The sequence below is a fragment of the Kitasatospora sp. GAS204B genome (genome assembly GCF_029892155.1).
GTDB lineage: Bacteria > Actinomycetota > Actinomycetes > Streptomycetales > Streptomycetaceae > Kitasatospora.
In genome coordinates this window covers 158006-180975 of the sequence record NZ_JARZAG010000011.1, presented here as the reverse complement: position 1 = coordinate 180975, position 22970 = coordinate 158006, and the positions used below count along the sequence as shown (strand labels likewise).

Here is a 22970-nt window from a genome sequence, read left to right as displayed (position 1 = left end):
GGGCCTGGTGCGGATCAGGCGGTCCCGCGGTGGCGGTAGAACTCGGTGTGGTCCGGTTCGAGGGGAGTGTTGCCGAGGATGAGGTCGGCGGCCTTCTCGGCGAGCATCATGACGGGGGCGTAGATGTTGCCGTTGGTCACGTACGGCATCGCGGACGCGTCGACCACGTGCAGCCCGTCCAGGCCGTGGACCCCCAGGGTGGCCGGGTCGAGGACCGACATCTCGTCCGTGCCCATCCTCGCGGTGCACGAGGGGTGCAGGGCGGTCTCCCCGTCCTTGGCGACCCACTGCAGGATCTCCTCGTCGGTCTCGACCTGCGGTCCGGGCGAGATCTCGCCGTCGCTGAACCCGGCGAAGGCGGGCTGGCCGAGGATCCGGCGGGTGACCCGGATCGCCTCGACCCATTCCCGGCGGTCCTGAGCGGTGGAGAGGTAGTTGAACCTGAGCGCCGGGTGCTCGCGCGGGTCCGTCGACCTGATCTTCACCGAACCCCGGGCGTCGGAGTACATCGGGCCGATGTGCACCTGGTACCCGTGCCCGCCGGCCGGTGCGGAGCCGTCGTAGCGCACCGCGATCGGCAGGAAGTGGAACATCAGGTTGGGGTAGTCGACGTCCTCGTTGCTGCGGACGAAGCCGCCGCCCTCGAAGTGGTTGGTCGCGCCCGGGCCCGAGCGCAGGAAGAGCCACTGCGCGCCGATGAACGGCCGCCGCCACAGCTTCATGGCGGGCTGCACGGACACCGGCTGCCTGCACGCGTGCTGGACGTACACCTCGAGGTGGTCCTGCAGGTTCTCGCCGACGCCGGGCAGGTGCTGGACGGCGTCGATGCCGAGCGCGCCCAGCTCCGCCGCGTTGCCGACGCCGGAGAGCTGCAGCAGCTGCGGGGAGTTGACGGCGCCGCCGGACAGGATCACCTTGCCGCCCCGCACGCGGTGCAGGGTGCCTCCTCGGTGGTACTCCACGCCGACCGCGCGCCGGCCGTCGAAGAGGACACGGCCGACGTGGGCGCGGGTCTGCAGGTCGAGGTTGCGGCGGCCGAGCACCGGGTGCAGGTAGGCGCGGGCGGCGCTGAGCCGGCGCCCGCGGCGCAGGTTGCGGTCGAAGGGGGCGAAGCCCTCCTGGCGGTAGCCGTTGACGTCGTCGGTGAGCGGGTAGCCGGCCTGCTGGACCGCCTCGAAGAACGCGGAGAACAAGGGGTTGGCGACCGGCCCGCGCTCCAGGACGAGGGGGCCGTCGTGGCCGCGGAAACCTCGACCACCGGCGACCGGGCCGCCGGCTTCCCGGTCGGCGAGGCAGTTCTCCATGCGCTTGAAGTAGGGGAGGCAGTGGGCGTAGTCCCAGTCCTTCATGCCGGCGTCGGCGCCCCAACGCTCGTAGTCGAGCGGGTTGCCGCGCTGGAAGATCATGCCGTTGATGCTGCTGGAGCCGCCGAGGACCTTGCCCCGGGCGTGGTAGATCTTCCGCCCGTTCATGAAGGGTTCCGGCTCGGACTCGTACTTCCAGTCGTAGAACCGGCTGCCGATCGGGAAGGTCAGGGCGGCCGGCATGTGGATGAAGACGTCCCAGGGGTAGTCCGGCCGGCCCGCCTCCAGCACCAGCACCCGGTTGGACGGGTCCGCGCTGAGCCGGGCCGCGAGCGCGCAGCCTGCCGACCCTCCGCCGACGATGATGAAGTCGTACTGCTTCAAGGCCATGGTGTCCTGCCATTGCTCTCGGGGCGGTGACGCCGTCTGCGCAAGTCTGGCGAGGTTGCTGCGGGTTGCGGGGGCACGGTGACGCGGGGCACCCGTCGCGGCCCATGAACAGCGAGTTTCTCTACGGGAAACTGCGTTCATAGTGCGCAACAGTTTCGGGACCTACCCAGGGCTCGTCAAGGCCCCCTGCCCCCCTTGCCGGCCTGTTGTGTTTGACGCAACAGTGTGCGTAGTCTGAAACACCGCTGAGCCGACGCCGTCTCTCCCCAGGAGTCCCGCGATGTCCCACCAGCTGCCCGAGCACCCCGACTGGCTGTGGCGCACCCCCGACCCCAAGCGCTCCTACGACGTGATCATCGTCGGGGCGGGCGGCCACGGGCTGGCCACCGCCTACTACCTCGCCCGCAACCACGGGATCACCAACGTCGCCGTGCTGGAACGCGGTTGGCTCGCCGGCGGCAACATGGCCCGGAACACCACGATCATCCGGTCCAACTACCTCTGCGAGGAGAGCGCGGCGCTGTACGAGCACGCGCTGAAGCTCTGGGAGGTGCTGCCGCAGGAGCTGGAGTACGACTTCCTGTTCAGCCAGCGCGGCGTGCTCAACCTCGCCCACACCCTGCAGGACGTCCGTGAGGGCACCCGCCGGGTCAACGCCAACCGGCTCGGCGGCGTCGACGCCGAGTGGCTGGACGCCGACCAGGTGCGCGCGTTCTGCCCGATCGTCAACACCTCCCCCGACGTGCGCTACCCGGTGCTCGGCGCGACGCTGCAGCCCCGGGCCGGCATCGCCAAGCACGACCACGTCGCCTGGGCGCTGGCGCGCAAGGCGGACCAGTACGGCGTCGACCTGATCCAGGGCTGCGAGGTGACCGGATTCCTGCGCGAGGGCGACCGCGTCGTCGGCGTGCGGACCAGCCGGGGACCGATCAGCGCGGGGCGGGTCGCACTGGCCGCCGCCGGACACAGCAGCGTCCTGGCCGACCTGGCCGGACTGCGGCTCCCGGTGCAGAGCCACCCCCTGCAGGCGCTCGTCTCCGAGCTGCTGGAACCCGTGCACCCCACCGTGGTGATGTCCAACCACGTGCACGTGTACGTGAGCCAGGCCCACAAGGGCGAGCTGGTCATGGGCGCGGGCGTGGACTCCTACAACGGCTACGGCCAGCGCGGCTCCTTCCACCAGATCGAGCATCAGATGGCCGCGGCGCTCGAACTGTTCCCGATCTTCGCCCGGGCGCACGTGCTGCGCACCTGGGGCGGCATCGTCGACGTCACCCCCGACGCCTCGCCGATCATCGGCCCGACGCCGATCGAGAACCTCTACCTCAACTGCGGCTGGGGCACCGGCGGTTTCAAGGCGACGCCCGCCTCCGGCTGGGTGTACGCGCACACCATCGCCACCGGCGAGCCGCACCCGCTGAACGCACCCTTCGCGCTGGAGCGGTTCACCACCGGCGCGCTGATCGACGAGCACGGCGCCGCCGCCGTGGCGCACTGACCGCACTGACCGCCTGAGTGCGCTGACCGCACTGACCGGAGGACCACGCATGCTGCTGATCGCCTGTCCCTGGTGCGGCGAACGGGACGAGCTCGAGTTCCACTACGGCGGCCAGGCTCATGTCGCCTACCCGGCGGACCCCGAGGGCCTGTCCGACGCCGAGTGGGGCGAGTACCTGTTCGTGCGCGACAACCCCAAGGGCCCCTTCGCCGAACGCTGGTCGCACGCCGCCGGCTGCCGGCGCTGGTTCAACGTCGTCCGACACACCGTCACCCACCAGATCCTGGCCTCGCAGAGCAATCACCCGGTGGCGGCCGGCCAGCCGAAGCCGGTGATCGCATGACGCAGTCCCACCGTCTCCCCGACGGCGGACGGGTCGACCGCTCCGCCCCCCTGCGCTTCACCTTCGACGGCGTGGCGTACACCGGCCTGCGCGGCGACACGCTCGCCTCCGCCCTGCTCGCCAACGGCGTGCTGCACGTCGCCCCCAGCCTCTACCGCAGGCGGCCGCGCGGCATCGCCACAGCAGGCGCGGAGGAGCCCAACGCCCTGGTCCAGGTCGACGGGCCCTGCTCGGAGCCGATGCTGCTCGCGACCACGATCGAGCTGTACGAGGGCCTCTCGGCGGCCGGCCTCGCGGGCCTCGGTCGCCTCGACCCGACCCCCGACCAGGCCGTCCACGACAAGATGCACATCCACACCGACGTCCTGGTCGTCGGCGCCGGCCCGGCCGGACTCGCCGCCGCCCTCGCCGCCGGGCGTTGCGGCGCCCGCGTCGTCCTGGTCGACGACCAGCCGGAACTCGGTGGATCCCTGCTCGCGGGGCGGGAGTCGATCGACGGCCGCCCGGCGCTCGACTGGGTGGCGGAAGCCCGCACGGAGCTCGCCGCGCAGGTCGACACGCGGATCCTCACCAGGTCCACGGCGATCGGCTACCACGACCACAACTACCTGCTCGTCGCCGAGCGCCGCACCGACCACCTCGGCCCGCAGCCCGTCCCCGGCATCTCCCGGCAGCGCCTGTGGCACATCCGGGCCCGCCGGGTGGTCCTGGCGACCGGCGCCCACGAGCGACCGATGGTCTTCGCCGGCAACGACCTGCCGGGCGTCATGTCCGCCGCCGCCGTGCGCGCCTACCTGAACCGGTACGCCGTGCTCCCCGGCCGCCGGCCCGTGGTCCTCACCACCAATGACCACGCCTACGCCACCGCGCTCGACCTGGTCGCGGCCGGGGCCCAGGTGGCGGCACTGGTCGACACCCGGCCGGAGCCGCCCGCCGATCTCGTCAACTCCGCGCGTGGCGCCGGGATCGAGGTCCACACCGGATCGGCCGTGGTCGGCACCCGGGGTCACGATCGTGTGTCGGCGGTCCGCATCGCCGAGCTCGATGCCGACGACGTGATCAGCGGCCCGGTCCGCGAGGTGGCCTGCGACCTGCTCGCCGTCTCGGGCGGCTGGAGCCCGGCCGTCCACCTGTGGAGCCAGTCGCAGGGCACGACCCGCTACGACGACGACCTGGCCGCGTTCGTCCCCGCGCAGGCCGCGCAGAACGTCGTCAGCGTCGGAGCCGCCCTGGGCGTCCTCGACCTCGCCGGGTGCCTCGGCGGCGGCTTCGCCGCCGGGGTCGAGGCGGCCGACCTGGCAGGCTTCCCCAGCACCGCGCCCTCGGTGCCGCCCACCTCCGTCGACCGCCCGCCGGCCCGGCCGCGGCCGGTGTGGCTCGTGCCCGGCGAGACGGGCGACCCCTCCGAGTGGAGCGACCACTTCGTCGACCTGCAGCGCGACGCCACGGTCGCGGACGTGCAGCGCGCGATCCGAGCCGGTATGCGCTCCGTCGAGCACATCAAGCGCTACACCACCATCGGCACCGCGCACGACCAGGGCAAGGCGTCCGGAGTGAGCGCCACCGGCGTCATCGCCCGGCTGCTCGGCGCCCGCTCGCCGGGCGAGGTGGGCACCACCACCTACCGCGGCCCGTACGTGCCCGTCTCCTTCGCGCTGCTCGCCGGGCGTGAACGCGGCGCCCTCTTCGACCCGGTGCGCACCACCGCGATCCATCCCTGGCACGTCGAGCACGGTGCGGTCTTCGAGAACGTCGGCCAGTGGAAGCGCCCCTGGTACTACCCCCGGCCCGGGGAGTCCACGGCGGCGGCCGTGGAGCGCGAGTGCCGCGCGGCCCGCGAAGGCGTCGCCGTCATGGACGCCAGCACCCTCGGCAAGATCGACGTCATCGGGCCCGACGCGGGCGAGTTCCTGAACCGCGTCTACACCAACGCCTTCGCCAAACTGGCCGTCAACTCCGCGCGGTACGGGGTGATGTGTCGAGCGGACGGCATGGTCCTCGACGACGGCGTGACCCTGCGCCTGGCAGCCGACCACTACATCATGACGACCACGACCGGGAACGCCGCGGGCGTCCTGGACTGGCTGGAGGAGTGGCTGCAGACCGAATGGCCCGAGCTGCGCGTGCGGTTCACCTCGGTGACCGAGCAGTGGGCCACGGTCGCGGTCGTCGGCCCCCGATCACGCGAGGTCATCGCAGCCCTGGCCCCGGACCTGGACGTGTCGAACGACGCCTTCCCCTTCATGACGGCCCGTGAGACCCGCCTCGCGAGCGGCGTGGCGGCCCGGATCTGTCGCATCTCCTTCTCCGGCGAGCTGGCCTTCGAGATCAACGTCGCCGGCTGGTACGGCCTCGCCACCTGGGAGTCCGTCATCCGGGCCGGCGGACCTCTGGGCATCACCCCGTACGGCACCGAGACCATGCACGTGCTGCGCGCCGAAAAGGGCTACCCCATCATCGGCCAGGACACCGACGGCACGGTCACCCCGCAGGACCTCGGCATGGAGTGGGTCGTCTCCCAGCGGAAGCCCTTCATCGGCAAGCGTTCCTTCCGCCGTGCCGACACCGCGCGCGGCGACCGCAGGCAGCTCGTCGGAGTGCTGCCCGCGGATCCCGCCGTGCTGCTACCGGAGGGCGCGCAACTGGTGGCGGACGCCGAGGCGTCGGTGCCCACCAGGGCGCTGGGGCACGTCACCTCCAGTTACCGCAGCGCGGCACTCGGCCGCACCTTTGCCCTGGCACTCGTCGCGGGCGGGCGGGAGCGGCTGGGCGAGACGGTCTACGCACCGCTGCCCGACGGCGTGATCGCCGCGACCATCACCGACCCCGTCCTCTACGACCCGAAGGGGACCCGCCGTGACGGCTGACACCCAGCGGCGCAGCCCGCTCGGACACCTCGCCGACGTCCTCGCGGCGCACTCGACCGGCGGAGAGCGGGGAGTCCGGTTGCGCGAGGTTCCCTTCCTCGCGCAGCTCGACCTCCAGCTCCACCCGCATGGGCCGGCCGCAGAGAGGATCGCCACGGCGCTGGGCTCGCCGCTGCCGACCGAGCCGAACACCGTCACCGAGCCGGGAAGCCTCCAGGTCGTCTGGCTGGGCCCGCAGGAGTGGCTCGTGCTGGGCCCGGACGGCTCCGGAAGCGCCACCGCCGAACTGCTGCGAGCGGCACTGACGGACGAGCCCGGATCGGTCGTGGACGTCTCCGCCAACCGCACCACGCTCGAACTGTCCGGCCCCGCCGCCCGCCAGGTCCTGGAGAAGGGCTGCTCACTCGACCTGCACCCCCGCGCCTTCGGGCCGGGCCGCTGTGCCCAGACGCTGCTCGGCAAGGTCCAGGTGATCCTCCACCAGGTCGACGCGGAGCCGACCTACCGGCTACTCGTGCGGGGGTCGTTCGCGCAGTACCTGACGGACTGGCTCCTCGACGCGATGGAGGAGTACCGCCACCCCCGGCTCACACCCTGAGCGGGTCGGGCAAACCCTCACCACCTACTTCCCCCGCCCCGCCCGGTGGGCCCGTCCCGGACGGCGCCGGGGCGACGCCGAACGGCCAGCCCCAACCCCCTTGCAACCAAAGGACTTACCGGACCACTGGAGGCCGAAACTCCAGGTCACCAGGCCCCTCAGACCGAACAGCACCCATGAAGTCCGCCACCCGCGCGATGCCTCGGCGAGACCGAGCTTCGCCGGACCGCCCAAGCCGCCGGCCGGCTCCCTGCGGCTCCGCCCCAGCACGCCTGGTCGGCACGGGTCGACGGGCAGGCGCATGGTCGCGGAGGAACTGCCGTAGTTCGCCCCCGCGGCGGTCACCCCGATCTCGAACCTGTCGGAAGCAGGCGCCCCCGGCCCCGCCGTGCCTCAGGGCTCCGGCTACGCGGTGTGTCCGCAGGCCCTCACGAGGCACCGCGGTCTGGGGTCAGCGGGTGATCGAAATCGCGAAGGGGACGAACCCGCTGGAGCGGATCACGTGGGGTACGAACAGGATCGCGGCCTCCGTGGCGCGAGCGGTCCGGATCCCGCCGAGGTCGGTGATCCACTCCTTGCGCCAGCCGAGGTCGGTGAGGAGTTCGCGGACGGTCTGCTTGGCCCCGGGATCCTCGCCGGAGACGAACACCGTGGGCCTCTGGGTGAGCGTGGCCGGCGCGGTCATCACCGGGAAGAGCATGGTGTTGAGTGTCTTGACGACGTGTGTTTCGGGGAGCGCTTCCTGGAGTTGCTCGGCGAGGCTCGAGCCGGGGTAGATCAGGTCGGCGGGCAGTCCGTCCGGTCCGTCGATGGTGGCGTTGGAGACGTCGACGAGGATCTTGTCGCGCAGTTCGTCGCGCAGGGCGGCGAGCCGGTCCAGGGAGCCGGCGCCCGGGGTGGCGTTGATGACGATCCGGGCTGTTCGGGCGGCGTCGGCGGCGGCGCCCGGCGCGCGGTCCGCCACGGTCACCTCATGTCCTGCCCGGGTGAGGGCGGTGGCCAGGTTGCCGCCGACGCGGCCGTTTCCGAGAACGGCGATCGTGGTCATGATGATGTGGTCCTTCCGTGCGTGCGGGTCGTGGTGCGGAGTCAGCGTGAAAGCGTGGCGACGGCCTCGGCGTGGACGCCGGGCGCGGCGGCCAGGAAGCTTTCGCTCTGCGGGGTCCAGGGGCGGCCCTTGACGTCGGAGATCAGTCCGCCGGCCTCGGTGACGAGGAGCGCGCCGGGCAGCAGGTCCGCTCGGGCGCCGGCGAACTGCCAGAAGGCGTCGAGCCGGCCGGCGGCCACGTTCAGCAGGTGCAGGGTCGCGGGTACGGCGACGCGGACGACGAGCGCGTCGAAGAGCATCGCGGTGATCGAGGAGCCGACGCGCCGCACGACCTTCTCGTCCTCGTCCGGCCGGGCCTGGCTGGTGGCCACGATGCTCAGGCCGAGGTCCGCGGTCCGGGAGACGTTCAGCGGCCGGCCGTCGAGGTGGGCGCCCGCGCCGGTGAGCGCGGTATAGGTCTCGCCGGTCAACGGCAGGTGGACCACGGTGAGCACCGGCTGGTTGTCACGCACGAGGGTGGCGGTCACCGCCCACTCCGGCAGGGCGTGCAGGTGGTTGACGTTGCCTTCGGCCGGATCCACGACCCACCACTCGCCGGGCGGCAGCGCCCCGCCGTCCAGCTCGTCCTCCACCCAGCCGGCGTCCGGGCGCAGGCTCGTGAGGCGGGGACGCAGGATGCCGAGGGCCGTGTCGTCGTTGGCGGCGAGCGCGCTCATCAGCTCTTCGCGGGTCCGGTAGGGGACCACCTCGCCGTACCGCTCGCGCAGTGCCGAACCGGCCTCACGCACGGCGGCCGCGGTCCGGTCGAGCAGGTCTGCGTCGGAGACGGTGACGGTGACAGTGACGTCAGTGGTCTGAAGCGTTTCGGACATGGTGGAACTCCCGTCTGAGCAAGGGACGTTGAAGAGGATTCGGGCCAGGACGCGCGTTCCGTCCTGCGCCGTGGTGACGACGCTATCCACCCCCTCCATTAACATCAAATGCATGTCAAGCACGGCTGGGATTACTCCCATGCAATTGGATTTGAATCTGCTCACCGCGCTCGACGCGCTGCTGGGGGAGGGCAGCGTGGCCGGGGCGGCCGCACGACTGCACGTCACCGCCCCCGCGATGAGTCGGAGTCTGGGCCGGATCCGGCGCACGACCGGGGACCAGATCCTGGTGCGCACCGGCCGCACCATGACCCCGACGCCCTATGCGATCGCCGTCCGGGAGCAGGTGCACGAGCTGCTGCACCAGGTCCGGGGCGTGCTGGCCCCGAGCCGTGAACTCGATCCGGCAACGCTGGAACGCACCTTCACACTCCGCTGGCACGATTCCCTGGTCGCCATGAGCGGCCCCACGCTGCTCGCGGCCGTACGCGGACAGGCGCCGGGCGTGCGATTGCGCTTCGTCGCGGAATCGAGCGTCGACACCCCCGAGTTGCGGCGTGGTGAGGTCGATCTGGAGGCGAACGCCAACCGTCCGAGCGCACCCGACATTCGCGCCGAGAAGGTGGGCGAGACCCACCTCGTCGCCGTTGTGAGGCAGGGGCACCCCCTCACCCGCGCCCGAACCGTCACCACAGAGCGGTACGCCGCCGCCGAACACGTCACCGTCTCGCGACGTGGAAACCTCAGCAACGCCGTCGACGACGCCCTCGCTCGGCTCGGCCTCACCCGCCGGGTGGTGGCGGCCGCGCCCACGGAAGCGGCCGCGCTGGAGTTCGCGCGCGGCTCCGATCTCCTGATCAGCGTCCCCGAAATCACCACACGCACGGCGGCCGCCGGCCTCGGTCTGGTCGTGCTCCCCCTGCCGCTCGAACTGCCGTCGGCACCGGTCTACCTGTCGTGGCATCAGCGCTACGACACCGACCACGCCCACACCTGGCTGCGCGCACTGGCGCGAACCGCGCTGGCCACCTGCGGAACGTCGTAGCCGACGCCGTACGGCCGCACGCTGCGGCCTGCCCGGCACGACCGTCCGGGCGGGGCCCGACCTCCCGCTCCGAGCGCGCGGCACCCGGTTCTTGGCGGGCCCCCGATCCGCTCGAGTTCGAGTCAGGTCCGAGGGGACGGACCCGGGTTGGCGGCCTCGATGCCGCCCAGGATGAGGTCGATGCCGACCAGGAACTGCTCCCGGTCGTCGTGCTCGGGCAACTGCGCCGCCACCCGGTGCACGAACGGGTACCGAGCGGGATCGAGCTGGGCCCACTGCTGGGCGATCTCACCCAGGAAGGCCGTCCGATCGGTCCTGTGCGCGTGCAGGCGGGCGTTGGCGGCGTTCTGTCCGGCGACGCCGAGGACATGGATCACGAGCGTGGACGTGGCATCGAACTGCGCCCCCTCGGGCACACCGAACCCCTCCAGCCGACTGCCGAAGCCCTCGAAGATCTGCGGAATCGCGGCCAGCCACGGCGCGCGGGAGAGCTGGGTGCCGACCCAGGGGTGTGCGTCGATCGCGTCGAAGAGCCCGAGCGCGAGGGCCCGGATCGCCTCCCGCGGACGCGCGCCGCCGGGCAGGTCCGCCATGACCCGGGCGATCACGTCGTTGGTGGCCGCCGCCAGCAGGTCGTCCTTGTTGGCGACGTGCCAGTAGATCGCCCCGCTTCCGGTGGCCAGGTGGGCCGCGAGCGTGCGGAAGGTCAGCGCGCCCTCGCCGTCGGAGTCGAGGATCTCGATCGCCGCCTCCACGATCCGTTCCTTCGACAGCGCGTCCGTGCGCCGTACAGCCCGCTGCTTCTTGATGGCCATGAACACAGTTTGACATGAATGGATCGCTGTTCCAACATGAGAATGGAACAACGTTCCATCATAACTTCGAAGGGAACACCATGACGACACCGGTCACGATCATCGGCGCGGGCCTGGGCGGCCTCACCCTCGCGCGCGTCCTGCACGTCCACGGCATCCCCGCCACCGTCCACGAGGCCGACCCCTCCGCCGAGTCCCGCACCCAGGGCGGCCAGCTCGACATCCACGAGGAGGACGGACAGCGTGCCCTCGCGGACGCCGGCCTCACCGACGAGTTCCGCGCGATCATCCACGAGGGCGGCGACGCCGCCCGGGTGCTCGACCAGCACGGCGCGCTGCTACTGGACGTCCCCTCCGACGGCACCGCGGTACGCCCCGAGGTGCTCCGCGGCGACCTGCGCCGGATCCTGCTCGACTCCCTGCCGGAGGGAACGGTGCGCTGGGGCAGCAAGGTCACCGACGTCCGGCCGCTCGGCGACGGCCGGCACGAGCTGACCTTCACCGACGGCTCGACCGAGACCAGCAACATCCTGGTCGGAGCGGACGGCGCCTGGTCCAGGGTCCGGCCGCTGCTCTCCGACGCCCGGCCCGTCTACACCGGCACCACGTTCGTCGAGACCTACTTGCACGACGTCGACGAGCGGCACCCCGCGACGGCCGCCCTGGTCGGCCGAGGCGCCATGTACGCACTCGCCCCCGGCAAGGGGATCGTGGCCCACCGTGAGGCGGGTGGCATCCTCCACACCTACGTCGAGCTGAACCGTTCGGCCGAGTGGATCGCCACCACGGACTTCACCGACACCGCGGCCGCCACCACCCGGGTCGCGGCCGAGTTCGACGGGTGGACGCCGCACCTCACCGCGCTGATCACCGACGGCGAGACCGCCCCGGTGGCACGCATGATCCACACCCTCCCGGACGGACACCGCTGGGAGCGGGTGCCTGGCGTGACGCTGCTCGGCGACGCCGCGCACCTGATGCCGCCGTCCGGCGACGGCGCCAACCTGGCGATGTTCGACGGTGCCGAACTCGGCAAGGCCATCGCCCAGCGCCCCGACGACGTCGAAGCGGCGCTGGCCACCTACGAGAAGGAGCTCTTCCCGCGCAGCGAGGCCTTCTACGCGGACGCCCACGAGATTCTTGACCTCTGCCTCGGCGAGCGCGCACCGCAGAGCTTGGTCGACTTCTTCAGCGGGCACCCGGAGGGACAGGACGAGGCGGTGGCACAGTCCTGAACGTTACCGCCACGGTCGGCGCACGGGGCGGTGGTACATGCCTTCGCGGACCTTCGGACAACGCCGAGCGGGCACGGCCGGCACGCCGATCGAGAACATCGGACTGCCCGCAGTCGACGTCCACCGGCGGGCAGCAATCGCCGCCCGTGGGGCTTCTCCCGAACAGCCGGCCAGGTCGGCGTCGTCCCGGTGCCGCCGGCCACGCTGGAGGGCGTGGCGAGGCTGCAGGTCCCCGACCACTTGGTCGGGATCGAGACCACCAACGTCCTCGACTGCCGACCGACCCACAGAACCCCTTGCGCGGCACGGCGCAGGCGGGAGTGTCTGGACGAGGCCACCATCGATGACGAAGTCGCTCCCCGTCACGTTGCCCGCCCGGTCGCCGGCCAGCAGCACGACGAGGTCGGCGACCTCCTGCGGGAGGCTGAAGCGGCCGGTCGCCGACTGCGCGACGGCCGCTCGAGCGATGTCCTCCGGATCTCCGCCAGCCGCTTTCGCGACGGTCTCGGCGACGCCGCCGTCACCGAGCTACTTTTGATGACTTGCAATCAGATCGCGGTACCAGGCATAGGAGGCCTTCGGCGTGCGCACCTGCGTCTCGAAGTCGACGTGCACCAGACCGAATCGCTGCTGGTAGCCCTCCGCCCACTCGAAATTGTCGAGCAGCGACCAGGTGAAGTAGCCCCGGACATCCACGCCTTCGGCGACCGCTGCGGCGAGGGCGTCGAGGTGGCCGGCCAGGAAGTCGATGCGCGGCTGGTCGTGGACGGTGCCGTCGGGACCGGGCTCGTCCGCGACCGAGCAGCCGTTCTCGGTGATGGTGATCGGCGGCAGTGCCGCCCCGTACCGGTCCTGCAGGCCGACCAGCAGCTCGCGCAGTCCGTCCGGAACCACCGGCCAGCCGAACGCGGTTCGCGGCACTCCCTCGATCTCGGCTTCGACGAACGGGAGTCCGCCGGGCTCGGTCGGGGCGGCGATCCGGGTCGGGTTGTAGTAGTTGACGCCGAGGCCGTCCAATCCCGGGCCGGCGATCAGCTTCAGGTCCCCGGGACGGACGCACCCGCCGAGGTCCTCGCCGACACCGTACGCGCTCAGGTCCGGATAGCTTCCCAGCAACAGCGGATCGGTGAACAGCCGGTTGTGCAGCGCGTCGTACGCAGCCGCGGCCGCGACGTCCGCCTCCGCCTCACTCGCGGGCCACACCGGGGTGAGGTTGTTGGCGATCATCACCTCATGGCCCCGCTCGCGCAGCACGGCGGCCGCCAACCCGTGCCCCAGCAGCTGGTGATGGGCGGCCGGCAGCGCATCCAGCATCAACGTGCGCCCCGGAGCGTGGATCCCGAGCGCGTAGCCGAACACCATGTGCACGAACGGCTCGTTGAGCGTGATCCAGGCAGGGACGCGGTCACCCAGCCGATCCACCACCAACTCGGCGTACTCGGCGAACCGGTAGGCGGTGTCCCGGGCCAGCCAGCCGCCGCCGTCCTCCAGCGCCTGCGGTAGGTCCCAGTGGAACAGCGTCGGCATCGGCGTGATCCCGTCGGCGAGCAACCCGTCCACCAGCCGGTCGTAGAAGTCGAGCCCGCCGACGTTCACCGCCCCGGCCCCAGCCGGCAGCACCCGCGACCACGCGATCGAGAACCGGTACCCGTCCAGCCCCAGCCCCCGCATCAACTCCACGTCCTCAGGCCAGCGGTGGTAGTGGTCGCAAGCGACCCGCCCAGTGGCCCCATCCCGCACAGCACCGAGCCGAGCCGCGAACACATCCCATACCGAGGGTCCGCGCCCATCCTCATCCACCGCCCCCTCGATCTGGTAGGCGGCGGTCGAGGCACCCCAGCGGAAGCCCGCGGGCAGGTCCAGACGATTCGGCATGTCCTACTTCCCTTCAAAACCCGAGGAGACCTCATGTTAGTGGCATACTGCTCAAACACCAGAGACAGCACGGTGATTCAGGGACCGGATGCCAACAGAGCTCCCGGGCAGCACACCGGGCACACGGTCCCGCACGGGCCGCAGGCGCGGCGGGGCCGGGCGGTGGGAGGCGCCCCGCCGACGCGGCCATTCACGGAGCGCTCCCGATGGGCGCAATCCTGTCTCGGTCGATGCGCCGCCACCGCGCGGACGACCCGGCTCGAGAGCTTCTTCTCCTGACTGGCGCTCTTACGCGTGCTTGGTGTCCGCAGCCGCGCACACGCGGTCGCGGTCGCGATCGAGTGAAGCGGGCGGCGACACGCCGCCCGATGTCCGTCGGCCCTGCCGGGATCGTCGGCTCCAGGCCCGCGCCGACGAGCCTGATCCGTCAACATCCCTGCTATCAGGAGATCTTGTGCCCTACAGAACGGTGATCGGCGTGCACCTGGTCCTGATCGAGGGGGGCGGGGTGCTGCTGGGGCTGCGCCGCAGTGCCGCCTACGCCGACAAGACGTGGCACACGCCCGCCGGCCATCTCGGGTGCACACCCTGCACGACCTGGACGCCGACGACGGTGCGGGCCGGCTCCAGCTCTTCTTCCGGCCCGCCCGGTACACCGGCGAGATCACCAACACCGAGCCGGAGAAGTGCCATCAGCTCCGGTGGTGGCCGCTCGATACCCTCCCTGAGCCGGTGGTCGGTTATACCGTGCAGGCGCTGGACGCTATCGCCGCCGGAGTGGCGCTGTCGGTGCGGGGATTCTCGGCGCGAGCAGGGAGCGTGTGGACCCCGCGCCCGTGGACGTCGAGCAGCTGGCGGATCGGGGATCGGCCGGTGGCGGGTCCTCGAGGTGCGCTCGCACGACCGCACCGGGGCGCCGTCGGTCTGGGAGATCGAGGACCTGACCGGGCAGCGGTGGTTCGCCAAGCGGCACTGGAACGACCTGCTGTACCAGCGCGAGACGAGGGCATACGACGAGTTCGTGCCCGCACTCGGGCAGCGGCGGGCACCCTGGATCGCCGACCGCGATCCGGACGCCCGGCTGATCGTCACTCGCGGTCTCAAGGGCGAGCCGCTGAGCAAGGTCCAGTTGACCGGCGGGCAGGAGCTGGAGGCGTTCCGGCAAGCCGGTGTCCTGGCGGCTCGCCTGCACGCCCTCATCGCGGCGCCGGCACCCGGACCGGCGCCCAGCACGCCGCTGCGGCCGCAGCAACGGGCGAAGGCTCTCGACATGGCGATGGACCTGGGCCACGGCGACTTCGGCCCCCGCAACTGGATCGTCCACCAGCGCGGTGAACTGCGCCTTCAGCTCATCGACTTCGAGCGCACGACCGGCGGAGGAGCCGGTGCGCCACGACCTGATGCGGATCGTCTACCAGGTCACCGCGCGCAGGCCCGCGCTGGCGGAGGCGTTCTTCGACGGCTACGGCCGCGCCGCCTCACCGAGGCGGAGGAGGCGGCCTGCCGGGTGTACGCGGCGCTCGACTGCCCGTCCGCGCTGAAGTGGGCCGCCGACCACCGTGATTCCGAGATCCACGGGTACGCCCGTCGCGCGCTCGACCTGCTGCGCGCATCCGTGCGGCCGTATCCGACATCGAGGAGCAGCGTGTGACCACCATGACCGGATCGTCACCGTCCACTACGGGCCGCGCAGTTGGAACCCGGAACCGATCTGGACGCTGCCCGGCGTTCATCACAGGCAAGTCGACTGTCGGGCAATGATGTGTCGGCTGCCCCGAACTCCGCTTCGCGGCCCGCCCGACAGGGACGCGGGGCATGGCATCGAACTCGTCTCGTGAGTCGTCGTTCAGCACCGTGTGCGTATCAGGTGACGGATGCGCAGCGATGGGTGGGCCCGGCCGGTCAGTCGATGCCTTCGATGATGCGGAAGTCGCGCTCGACGCCGTCGGGGAGGGCCACCAGCGCCTTCTGGTATGCCTCGCTCTCGTAGGCCGCGACGGCCTGTTCAAAGCTGTCGAACTCGATCAGAACGACGCGTTGCGTGATTCCGGCCTCGTGGGCGACGACTCGACCGCCACGGGACAGGAGGCGCCCGCCCCCAGCCCGGACAGCCGGACCGGCCAGCTCTTCGTAGGCGGTCAGCCTCTCAGGGTCGGAAATGGCGGGGTATGCACTGACCCAGTAGCCCTTGGCCATGGAAACCTCCTGTGTTCGGCCGGACACGTCCGACTTCGAATTGACACTCAGCTCGATCGATCCCGGCGACGGGTACTGCGGTCAGTGGAATCGTCATATGCGCAGGTTAGGGCTTGATGTGCGGTCGAGGGAAAGACCGTTACGGGCTAGGCTCAGAACGGATCGTTATCAATCGGCAGGGAGGGCACGTGGCGCCGGATACGGTGAGCCTGCGGTACTTCCTGGTGCTGGCGCAGGAGTTGAACTTCACCCGCGCGGCCACACGGATCGGTATCGCACAGCCCGCACTCAGCGCCCGGATGCGCCGACTGGAGGCGGAACTCGGCACGGCCCTGCTGGTCCGCAACACGCGTAGCGTCGTATTGACCACGGCCGGTGCGGCTTTGGCGGAGTCCGCGCCGCCCGCGCTGGCGGCGCTGGACCGGGCATGGGACACCACCCGGAGCGCGGCGGCCGGTGAACTGGGCACGCTGCGCATCGGATACAGCCTCAGCACCGGGGCCGAGACGGCACCGGCCCTGGTGGACAGGCTGATTCGCGGCAACAGCGGACTCGAGGTCGGCGCGGTCCCGATGGCGACACCGGAGATCTCCCCCGCGGTCGCCGACGGCCGCATCGATGCCGGGATCACCCGCGGTGAACAGCCAGGCCGTGGCGTGCGCCGGTTCCTGCTGCGGCGTGCGCGCATCGGGGTCCAGCTGGCGCAGCACCATCCGCTGGCCGAACACCAGGAGATCGAGATCGCCGACGCGGCCGCGTATCCGCTGCGACTCCCGGACCGTGCGGCCAACCCCGTGATCCACGATCAGCTGTCCGCACTGTTCCGAGACACCCGACCGCACCCCCGATTCCACACGCCCGCAGTCTCTTTCGACATGTCTCAGCGCGACCTGCGCGACGGGGTCACCCTCGCCCCGGCCGGAGAAGCCGCGGCCACGGCACAACCGGCCGGTCTCACCTGGCGACCACTGCGAGGCGCGCCCGGCCTGACGATCCACCTGGTCCTCCCACGCGAGCAGTCGCCGCTACACCGCCGCATCCGTGCCGTCGCCAAAACCCTGGCGCACGAGCTGCACTGGCTGCCGGACTGACGCGCAGGAGGTCAAGCGAGACGGACGCCTGCGGTGGCGAGGCCGAAGACCTTGCGCCCGGCGGACTTCGCGGTGATGACGACGGCGGTCTTGCTGAATGTCCGACACGACCTCGCTACGCCGGCGGATCAGCATCCGATGATGGCCCCGGGTCCGGTCCGAGTCGTACACCGCGGCGACGTCCTCGCCCAGCCCGAGCTCTCGGCGGACACCCCGCCTTCACCGACGCCGAACCGGACAAGCACGGGTACCGGCGGGAACGCCAGCCGTCAACGGCGTCCATGACGTCGGTCAAGGCTTGACGCCAACCACTGTTCCCTTGCTCCCCGAGGCCGGGGACCCCCACGGGTTCACGCAAACTGAAGGTGCTCAGCGGGAACCCGAGGATGTGCTGTCGTGCTTTCGTGGGGGCGGCCTTCGAGTTCAGGGGAACTTGGGGGGCGAGCTGGGGCTGAACTGCCCCTGGGCAACCTTCTTGGGAGCGGTGCTGGCATCGTGAGAGTCATGAGACCAGCAGGAACGACACCGGAGCCGGATGCCCCAACGCAGAGCGGCCTCATGGCTCTAGGCGAGGTGGCTTGCCGCTATCGGGCGGACGAGATCCGCCCGGAGGACCTGCCGATGATCGCTGCTGAGGCACTCGCGGCCGGGCTGGACACCCCGACGCTGTGTGAGCTGGCCGGTTGGCCGCGCAACGCGGATGCCCACGACATCCGCGACACGTTCGAGCGAGCACTCTCCGAGGCCGGGATCGGATTGCCCGATCCGGGGCTGGCCCGGCGCCACGCCTTGCGCCGGCTGGCGGCGAGGCTCGTCGATGGAGAAGTCGCTCCCGCCGACCTGGCGACGGACGAATGGTGGGAGACGGAGGTCGAGACCACCGAGGTGCGATCATTCGTGCGGCTGATTCCGCAGTGCGTGTGCTGCCTTGAGTACACCTTGGGACTTGACCAGCGGACGTGGGCTGAGGAGCTGCGGATCGCCGCGCTCGCCCTCACATCGTCTGCTCCGATCGGCCCCGGCTGCTGACTGCCGTGACGACACGCTCACCTTCGCCGCCGCTCCAACGTTGCGGCCTGGCCGCGCATCGCGGCGCTGATCCAGTGGCTGCTGGCCCGGGTGGTCCTGTTCGCCGTGTTTGGCCAGCGGGTGCGCCGGTGCGCCAGCCAGTCCAGCCGCTCCTTCAGGGTCAGGTCGTCAAGAGGGCGAACGCGGCCCGCGATGGTCAGCCGCCGGTTGCCGATGTCGACGTCATCGAGCATGAGGGTGCCGATCTGGGCAACTCGGGCGGCATGGACCGCGGCGAAGGCGAGGATGAGTCGTGTCGCTGGGGTCGTGGCCGCCGCGACGGCTTGGTCGACCTGTTCGGGGACGAGTGGCTGCAGCACGGCGTACTCGTACGGCCCGACCTTGATCCGGCTGGTGGGGTTGCGAAATATGAGTGCCCGTTCCGCTTGGCTCAGCCGAACAGCGAACGCAAGGCGACGAGTTGGCTGTGGCGGGGGCGCCCGTGCAGTGCCTTGAGATAAGTGAGGACGTCGTCGCGGGTCACTTCCCACAGATGGTCGTAGCGACTGGACCACTCCAGCGTCGGTACGCGACCGTGGAAGCACCCCAGCGGGAGCCCGCCGGCAGGTCGAGTCGGTCCTACATGTCCACTCCCTCCAGCTAATATGAGTGAGCCTCATGTTAGTGACCCGCCGCCAAACACGGACGCGGGACGGCCGCAGGCTGCGATCAGCACACGGACGGGCTGTCGCAGTCGAACCTCACCGCGTGCGCGGTCGGATTGAATCCGGGTGTGCTCCATGGAGTGCCGTGCCCGGGAGTCCCCTTGCCCGCGACTGCCAGCTGCTGTCGACAGTCGGTGGCGGAGACGAAGGTCGCGAAGATGTGCGCCGTCTTGTCCGTCAGGTTGGTGCCATCAGTGCTGCCCTCGTCGGGCAGTTTGATGCACTTGCCCGCAGGTGGGTTGCGCAGGTCGAGACTGTGGCCGGACTTGGTGTTGAAGAGGAAATCGCCATGGGCGATCTCCCCAGGGGCTGCGGAGGCCGGTGTCACTACCGCTGTAGCGGCGAGCAGGGCCGCGACGGGCAGAGCAAACAGGACACTTGTCCGACGGGTCACAGGGCCCCTCCCATGTCAGGTGTGCGTGATCTCGATCTGCGTGTGGCAGCTCGGCCTTGGGTCGATGTCACTGGTGTGCAGCACCTCGCGATTGCCGATGAAGGCGCTGGCCGCGAACTTGTGCACGTCCGAGCAGGCGCCCAAGTCGAAGGTGGCGGTGGCTCCTGAGGTGATGTGGCGCTGGGTGATCAGGCGGATCACCGGATCGCTGTACCGGCCGACTGCCAGGTCCACTTCGTCGAGGCCGAATCCCGAGTGGTTGACGACGTCCACCCGGTAGGTCGACCCGGCCGGTGAGGCCGAGGCGAATGGTGCGGTCGCCAAGCCTGCCGCGACGACGAGTACGGCTGCGCAGGCCGCCGTCACGGGACCCCTCATCGCCTTGCCTCCGCCTTGCTCACCTGCACGGCGGCGCTGTCCCTGATGGTGACGATGTCGTCACAGCCGACCGGGTCGGCGTCGACATCGCCGGTGGTGAAGACGCGTACGCCACCCACGAGGCCGCTGACCGCGTACTGCTTCACGTCGGAGCACGGGCCCAGGTCGAAGGAGACCACGCTGGACGCCGGGACGTTGAACTGGTGGAGGATCTGCGTGACGGGCGTGCTGTTCCGGGTGTAGGCCAGCGCGACCTCGTCGAAGGCCCGGCTGGAGAAGTTGTCCACCTCCACCTGGTAGTTCGCCGCCTGCCGCACCGTGGCGCTCGACGCCGTCGACGCTCTGGTGCCGGCCGCATGCCCGGCCACTGGTGCCGCGGTCGAGGCCAGCAGGCAGGCCGCTGCCGTGACCGCTACACGACCGAAGGATGAGAGACGCATATCGATACCCCCTTTGTCCCCCAGATGCATGTCTGCCGCATATGGGTTGGTAGCACTAGGAGAGCACGCATCACAGACAGTTAGGGCCTTTCACCGAAGCAATTCACCCGGTTGAGCGTCCCAGGACTCGCTGAAAGTCGACGAAGTAGCCCTCGAACTGCGGGAATCCGATTACCGGCTGGCAAGCTGTCCTGGTCGGGATGCCGCCAGGCATCCCTCGGCCGCGGGGAGGTCCTGTCGTGGGTGTCGATGTCGATGGAAGGCCGTTGGAGCACGACCCTGCCCCGATGGCTCGGCGCGCGCCTCCCTTCGACCCCGAACTGGGTGCCGCGCTGGCCATCATGGGCGAGGAGGCGAGGGAGCCGGTCACCGCGCAGAACCTCGCGGCCAGGCAGGAGCGGGATGCTGCGGCCCGGCCCAGGCCGACAGTTGGGGAGCTCCGGGCCGACGGCCGGTTCGACGTTGAGGAGCTGCGAGCGCCGGGGCTTCGGGACGGCAGGGAGGTCAGGCTTGTCAGCGCACGCCCCGCCGGGATCGCCGGGCCGCTGCCGCTCCTGTACTACATGCACGGCGGCGGGATGATCATGGGCAACGCATGGTCCGTACTGCCGCGGTTGCTTCGCGAATGGGCTCTCCCGGAGCAACTCGCCGTCATCTCCGTCGAGTACCGGCTGGCGCCGCAGGCGCCGTACCTCGGCCCCGTGGAGGACTGTTATGCCGGACTCGTCTGGGCGGCCGAGCACGCGGCCGAGCTGGGGCTCGACGCGGACCGCGTCGTCATCGGGGGGAAGAGCGCCGGCGGTGGACTCGCCGCAGCGCTCGCCCTGTTGACCCGCGACCGCGGCGGGCCGGTGCCGATCGGTCAGTTGCTCCTGAGCCCGATGCTCGACGACCGTGACGACACCTTCTCCAGCCACCAGATGGCCGGCCGCGACACCTGGGACCGAAGCTCCAACGCGACCGCGTGGCGGGCGCTGCTGGGCGACCGGTACGGCGCTGCCGACCTGCCGCCCTACGCGGCGCCTGCGCGCGCGACGGATCTGTCCGAGCTGCCGGCGGCCTACCTCGAGGTCGGCTCGGCCGAGACCTTCAGGGACGAGGCCGTGGCCTATGCCAACGCGATCTGGCAGGCCGGCGGCGAGGCCGAACTGCACGTCTGGCCCGGCGCCTTCCACGGGTTCGACACGCTCGCGCCGCGGGCAGCCCTCAGCCAGGATGCCCGCGACGCGCGTTCCCGCTGGCTCCGGCGGATCCTCGGACGGTGAACCCCGTTCGGTCGCCCGTTGCGGGCCCCGGCCACGGCCCCGGCCATGGCGGAGGCCGGGGCCGGGGCCGTGGCCGGCAAGGAGGTCAGGCGGGAGCGGCAGCGGTCAGCAAGGCGGCGCTTTCCGCCTTCCTGACCAGCTCGATCGCCGGGCCGAACGCCTCCATCGCCGGACGCTGCACGGTGAACGAGGTGAAGCCGTAGCGCTCGCGGTGGCGCAGGATCTGCTCCGCGATCTCCTCCACCGTGCCGATCAGGACGAACGGGGTCTCCAGTGCCTGCTCCGGCGTCAGGAACGGCTCCTCGGCGGCCATCGCCTCGGCCTCGGCCCAACGGTCGTCGGTGACCCGGACGTCCAGGACGAAGACGTTGCGCTCGATCTCCGGCAGCCGGTCACCGGCCACCGAACGGAAGAACTCCAGCCGCTCGTCGGCCTGTTCGGCGGGGATGATGCCGAGCGTCCCGACCGGGCTGCCGGGGACCTGGACCCAGCCGCTGAAGCTGACGGTGTCGGCCCGTTCGGCGGCCATCCGCAGCAGCCGGTCGCTGGTACCGCCGAGCAGCAGCGGCGGTCGGACCAGGTCGGTCTCCTGGGCGAAGAGCCGGTCCAGCTCGTCCAGGGTCGCCTCCAGCCGGTCCATCCGCTGCCGGAAGGGCTCGAAGGGGATGCCGGCGCCGTCGAACTCCGACTTCACCACCCCCGAACCGACACCGAGTTCGACCCGCCCCTCGGTCATCCGGGAGAGCGTGGCCACCTCCCGGGCGAGGATCGACGGGTTCCAGAAACCGCAGTTGAGGACGTAGGTGCCCAGTCGCAGCCGCTGCCCGGCATGGGCGGCGGCCAGCAGGGCGAGGAACGGCGAGCTGCGGTTGGGGCCGAGGTGGTCGACCGTCACCGCCGAGTCGTAGCCGTACGACTCGGCGGTGCGGACCGTCTCGGCGAGAGCGGCCGACGTGCGGTGGCTGGCCAGCGAGAAGCCGAATCTGAAGCTGCGCATATGGCTGATTGCTCCTGATGCTTCGACCGACTGCCACTAGGGCGTCGGTGATCCCCCGGAAAGGTCGCGTCAACGGGCCGGCGAACGAACCGGGGCCCCGGCAGTGCGGGTCGGGCGGAAGCTTCGGCTCCGGTCGTGGCGAGATGACGGCGACTCTTGGAATCTAGGGTGTGTGACCACGTTCGTCAACACTCGCCCAACCTGGACAACTGTTCAACTCCCGCCCGTATTACCACTATTGACACTTTGACGGCGAACACGGAACCGATGCCCGGATCCCGGCCGACTAGGGTACGACGATGCGTAGCCTCGACCTGCACCCGATCTTCCGGAACAACCGCGACATCGAACTGGCCATGCGTCAGTTCCTCTTCGCTGCCGCCCAGTCAGGTGACCCGGTCGCCGAGATCATCCCCGGGAAGGGCTCGGGACAGCTGATGCGGCGGGTGTTGGCGTTCCTGGACCAGAAGCACATCCGCAAGCTGTACCTGCGGCACGAGTTGGACCCGAAGAACCCGGGCCGGGTGCTGGTGCACTTCCAGGAGGTGTGAGGCTCCTGGAAGGACATGAGGTGTACTCATGATGA

At 70.6% G+C, this 22970-nt stretch carries 22 protein-coding genes and 2 pseudogenes; 12 read left to right on the top strand and 12 right to left on the bottom strand.

From position 1 onward, the window contains the following. Window positions 1–14: 14 nt before the first annotated feature. Window positions 15–1694, bottom strand: coding sequence for a choline dehydrogenase (gene betA, locus P3T41_RS17510; RefSeq protein WP_280690800.1), 1680 nt, complete (start codon window positions 1692–1694; stop codon window positions 15–17). Window positions 1695–1974: 280 nt separating this feature from the next. On the opposite strand from betA, the gene P3T41_RS17505 reads away from it, so the two are divergent. From P3T41_RS17505 to soxG, 4 genes are read left to right on the top strand one after another with little or no spacing between them, the layout of a single operon-like run. Beyond that, a complete protein-coding gene (locus tag P3T41_RS17505; protein ID WP_280690799.1) occupies window positions 1975–3192 on the top strand; it encodes a sarcosine oxidase subunit beta family protein in 1218 nt (405 codons plus the stop codon). Between the two features lie 49 nt (window positions 3193–3241). Then, a complete protein-coding gene (locus P3T41_RS17500; RefSeq protein WP_280690798.1) occupies window positions 3242–3535 on the top strand; it encodes a sarcosine oxidase subunit delta in 294 nt (97 codons plus the stop codon). Further along, window positions 3532–6402 carry a sarcosine oxidase subunit alpha family protein gene (locus P3T41_RS17495; RefSeq protein WP_280690797.1) on the top strand — a complete coding sequence of 957 codons (2871 nt, stop codon included), beginning with the start codon at window positions 3532–3534 and terminating at the stop codon, window positions 6400–6402. The genes P3T41_RS17500 and P3T41_RS17495 overlap by 4 nt, the downstream gene beginning before the upstream one ends. After that, window positions 6392–7000, top strand: a complete 609-nt coding sequence (soxG, locus tag P3T41_RS17490) for a sarcosine oxidase subunit gamma family protein (protein WP_280690796.1) — start codon at window positions 6392–6394, stop codon at window positions 6998–7000. The genes P3T41_RS17495 and soxG overlap by 11 nt, the downstream gene beginning before the upstream one ends. A 451-nt stretch (window positions 7001–7451) precedes the next feature. Here the strand turns inward: soxG and P3T41_RS17485 are convergent, their stop codons facing one another. After that, window positions 7452–8048: an NAD(P)-binding domain-containing protein gene (locus tag P3T41_RS17485; protein WP_280690795.1), complete on the bottom strand. Its 597-nt coding sequence runs from the start codon at window positions 8046–8048 to the stop codon at window positions 7452–7454. A gap of 41 nt (window positions 8049–8089) precedes the next feature. Beyond that, a complete protein-coding gene (locus P3T41_RS17480) occupies window positions 8090–8920 on the bottom strand; it encodes a 3'(2'),5'-bisphosphate nucleotidase CysQ (RefSeq protein ID WP_280690794.1) in 831 nt (276 codons plus the stop codon). Between the two features lie 139 nt (window positions 8921–9059). Here P3T41_RS17480 and P3T41_RS17475 point away from each other — a divergent pair, with 139 nt between their 5' ends. Continuing rightward, window positions 9060–9965 (top strand): LysR family transcriptional regulator, encoded by a 906-nt coding sequence (locus P3T41_RS17475; protein ID WP_280690875.1) that lies wholly within the window; start codon window positions 9060–9062, stop codon window positions 9963–9965. A gap of 122 nt (window positions 9966–10087) precedes the next feature. Here P3T41_RS17475 and P3T41_RS17470 read toward each other — a convergent pair whose 3' ends face one another. After that, window positions 10088–10780, bottom strand: coding sequence for a TetR family transcriptional regulator (locus P3T41_RS17470; protein ID WP_280690793.1), 693 nt, complete (start codon window positions 10778–10780; stop codon window positions 10088–10090). An 80-nt stretch (window positions 10781–10860) separates the two neighbouring features. On the opposite strand from P3T41_RS17470, the gene P3T41_RS17465 reads away from it, so the two are divergent. Next, a complete protein-coding gene (locus P3T41_RS17465) occupies window positions 10861–12015 on the top strand; it encodes an NAD(P)/FAD-dependent oxidoreductase (protein ID WP_280690792.1) in 1155 nt (384 codons plus the stop codon). Between the two features lie 150 nt (window positions 12016–12165). Further along, window positions 12166–12288 (top strand): annotated as a pseudogene (locus P3T41_RS17460) (RidA family protein); the annotation flags it as partial. Between the two features lie 69 nt (window positions 12289–12357). Here the strand turns inward: P3T41_RS17460 and P3T41_RS17455 are convergent. Both P3T41_RS17455 and P3T41_RS17450 read right to left on the bottom strand, forming a co-directional pair. Next, window positions 12358–12519: pseudogene (locus tag P3T41_RS17455) on the bottom strand (3-oxoacyl-ACP reductase); the annotation flags it as partial. Between the two features lie 24 nt (window positions 12520–12543). Further along, the gene (locus tag P3T41_RS17450) at window positions 12544–13890 is read right to left on the bottom strand and encodes a GH1 family beta-glucosidase (protein WP_280690791.1); all 1347 of its coding nucleotides are present in this window, start codon (window positions 13888–13890) and stop codon (window positions 12544–12546) included. A gap of 889 nt (window positions 13891–14779) precedes the next feature. Between P3T41_RS17450 and P3T41_RS17445 the strand changes: the two genes are divergently transcribed. Continuing rightward, on the top strand, window positions 14780–15541 hold the full coding sequence (locus tag P3T41_RS17445; protein ID WP_280690790.1) for a hypothetical protein: 762 nt from the start codon (window positions 14780–14782) through the stop codon (window positions 15539–15541). A gap of 251 nt (window positions 15542–15792) precedes the next feature. On the opposite strand, the gene P3T41_RS17440 is transcribed toward P3T41_RS17445, so the two are convergent. Then, window positions 15793–16086 carry a DUF1330 domain-containing protein gene (locus P3T41_RS17440; RefSeq protein WP_280690789.1) on the bottom strand — a complete coding sequence of 98 codons (294 nt, stop codon included), beginning with the start codon at window positions 16084–16086 and terminating at the stop codon, window positions 15793–15795. 188 nt (window positions 16087–16274) lie between these two features. Here P3T41_RS17440 and P3T41_RS17435 point away from each other — a divergent pair, with 188 nt between their 5' ends. Both P3T41_RS17435 and P3T41_RS17430 read left to right on the top strand, forming a co-directional pair. After that, on the top strand, window positions 16275–17177 hold the full coding sequence (locus P3T41_RS17435; protein WP_280690874.1) for a LysR family transcriptional regulator: 903 nt from the start codon (window positions 16275–16277) through the stop codon (window positions 17175–17177). 558 nt (window positions 17178–17735) lie between these two features. After that, entirely contained in the window at window positions 17736–18206 is a 471-nt protein-coding gene (locus tag P3T41_RS17430; protein ID WP_280690788.1) for a hypothetical protein, read from the top strand. Between the two features lie 17 nt (window positions 18207–18223). On the opposite strand, the gene P3T41_RS17425 is transcribed toward P3T41_RS17430, so the two are convergent. From P3T41_RS17425 to P3T41_RS17410, 4 genes are all read right to left on the bottom strand, one after another. Beyond that, a complete protein-coding gene (locus P3T41_RS17425; protein WP_280690787.1) occupies window positions 18224–18565 on the bottom strand; it encodes a hypothetical protein in 342 nt (113 codons plus the stop codon). Between the two features lie 349 nt (window positions 18566–18914). Further along, window positions 18915–19304, bottom strand: a complete 390-nt coding sequence (locus P3T41_RS17420) for a hypothetical protein (RefSeq protein WP_280690786.1) — start codon at window positions 19302–19304, stop codon at window positions 18915–18917. 15 nt (window positions 19305–19319) lie between these two features. Beyond that, window positions 19320–19682, bottom strand: coding sequence for a hypothetical protein (locus tag P3T41_RS17415; RefSeq protein WP_280690785.1), 363 nt, complete (start codon window positions 19680–19682; stop codon window positions 19320–19322). Further along, complete coding sequence (locus P3T41_RS17410; RefSeq protein WP_280690784.1) at window positions 19679–20122, bottom strand: hypothetical protein; 444 nt, start codon at window positions 20120–20122, stop codon at window positions 19679–19681. The genes P3T41_RS17415 and P3T41_RS17410 overlap by 4 nt, the downstream gene beginning before the upstream one ends. Window positions 20123–20409: 287 nt before the next feature. Here P3T41_RS17410 and P3T41_RS17405 point away from each other — a divergent pair, with 287 nt between their 5' ends. Next, window positions 20410–21387, top strand: coding sequence for an alpha/beta hydrolase (locus P3T41_RS17405; RefSeq protein WP_280690783.1), 978 nt, complete (start codon window positions 20410–20412; stop codon window positions 21385–21387). An 85-nt stretch (window positions 21388–21472) separates the two neighbouring features. On the opposite strand, the gene P3T41_RS17400 is transcribed toward P3T41_RS17405, so the two are convergent. Continuing rightward, entirely contained in the window at window positions 21473–22384 is a 912-nt protein-coding gene (locus P3T41_RS17400; protein WP_280690782.1) for a TIGR03621 family F420-dependent LLM class oxidoreductase, read from the bottom strand. A 299-nt stretch (window positions 22385–22683) separates the two neighbouring features. On the opposite strand from P3T41_RS17400, the gene P3T41_RS17395 reads away from it, so the two are divergent. Further along, window positions 22684–22935: a Smr/MutS family protein gene (locus tag P3T41_RS17395; protein WP_280690781.1), complete on the top strand. Its 252-nt coding sequence runs from the start codon at window positions 22684–22686 to the stop codon at window positions 22933–22935. The last annotated feature ends 35 nt before the right edge of the window (window positions 22936–22970 follow it).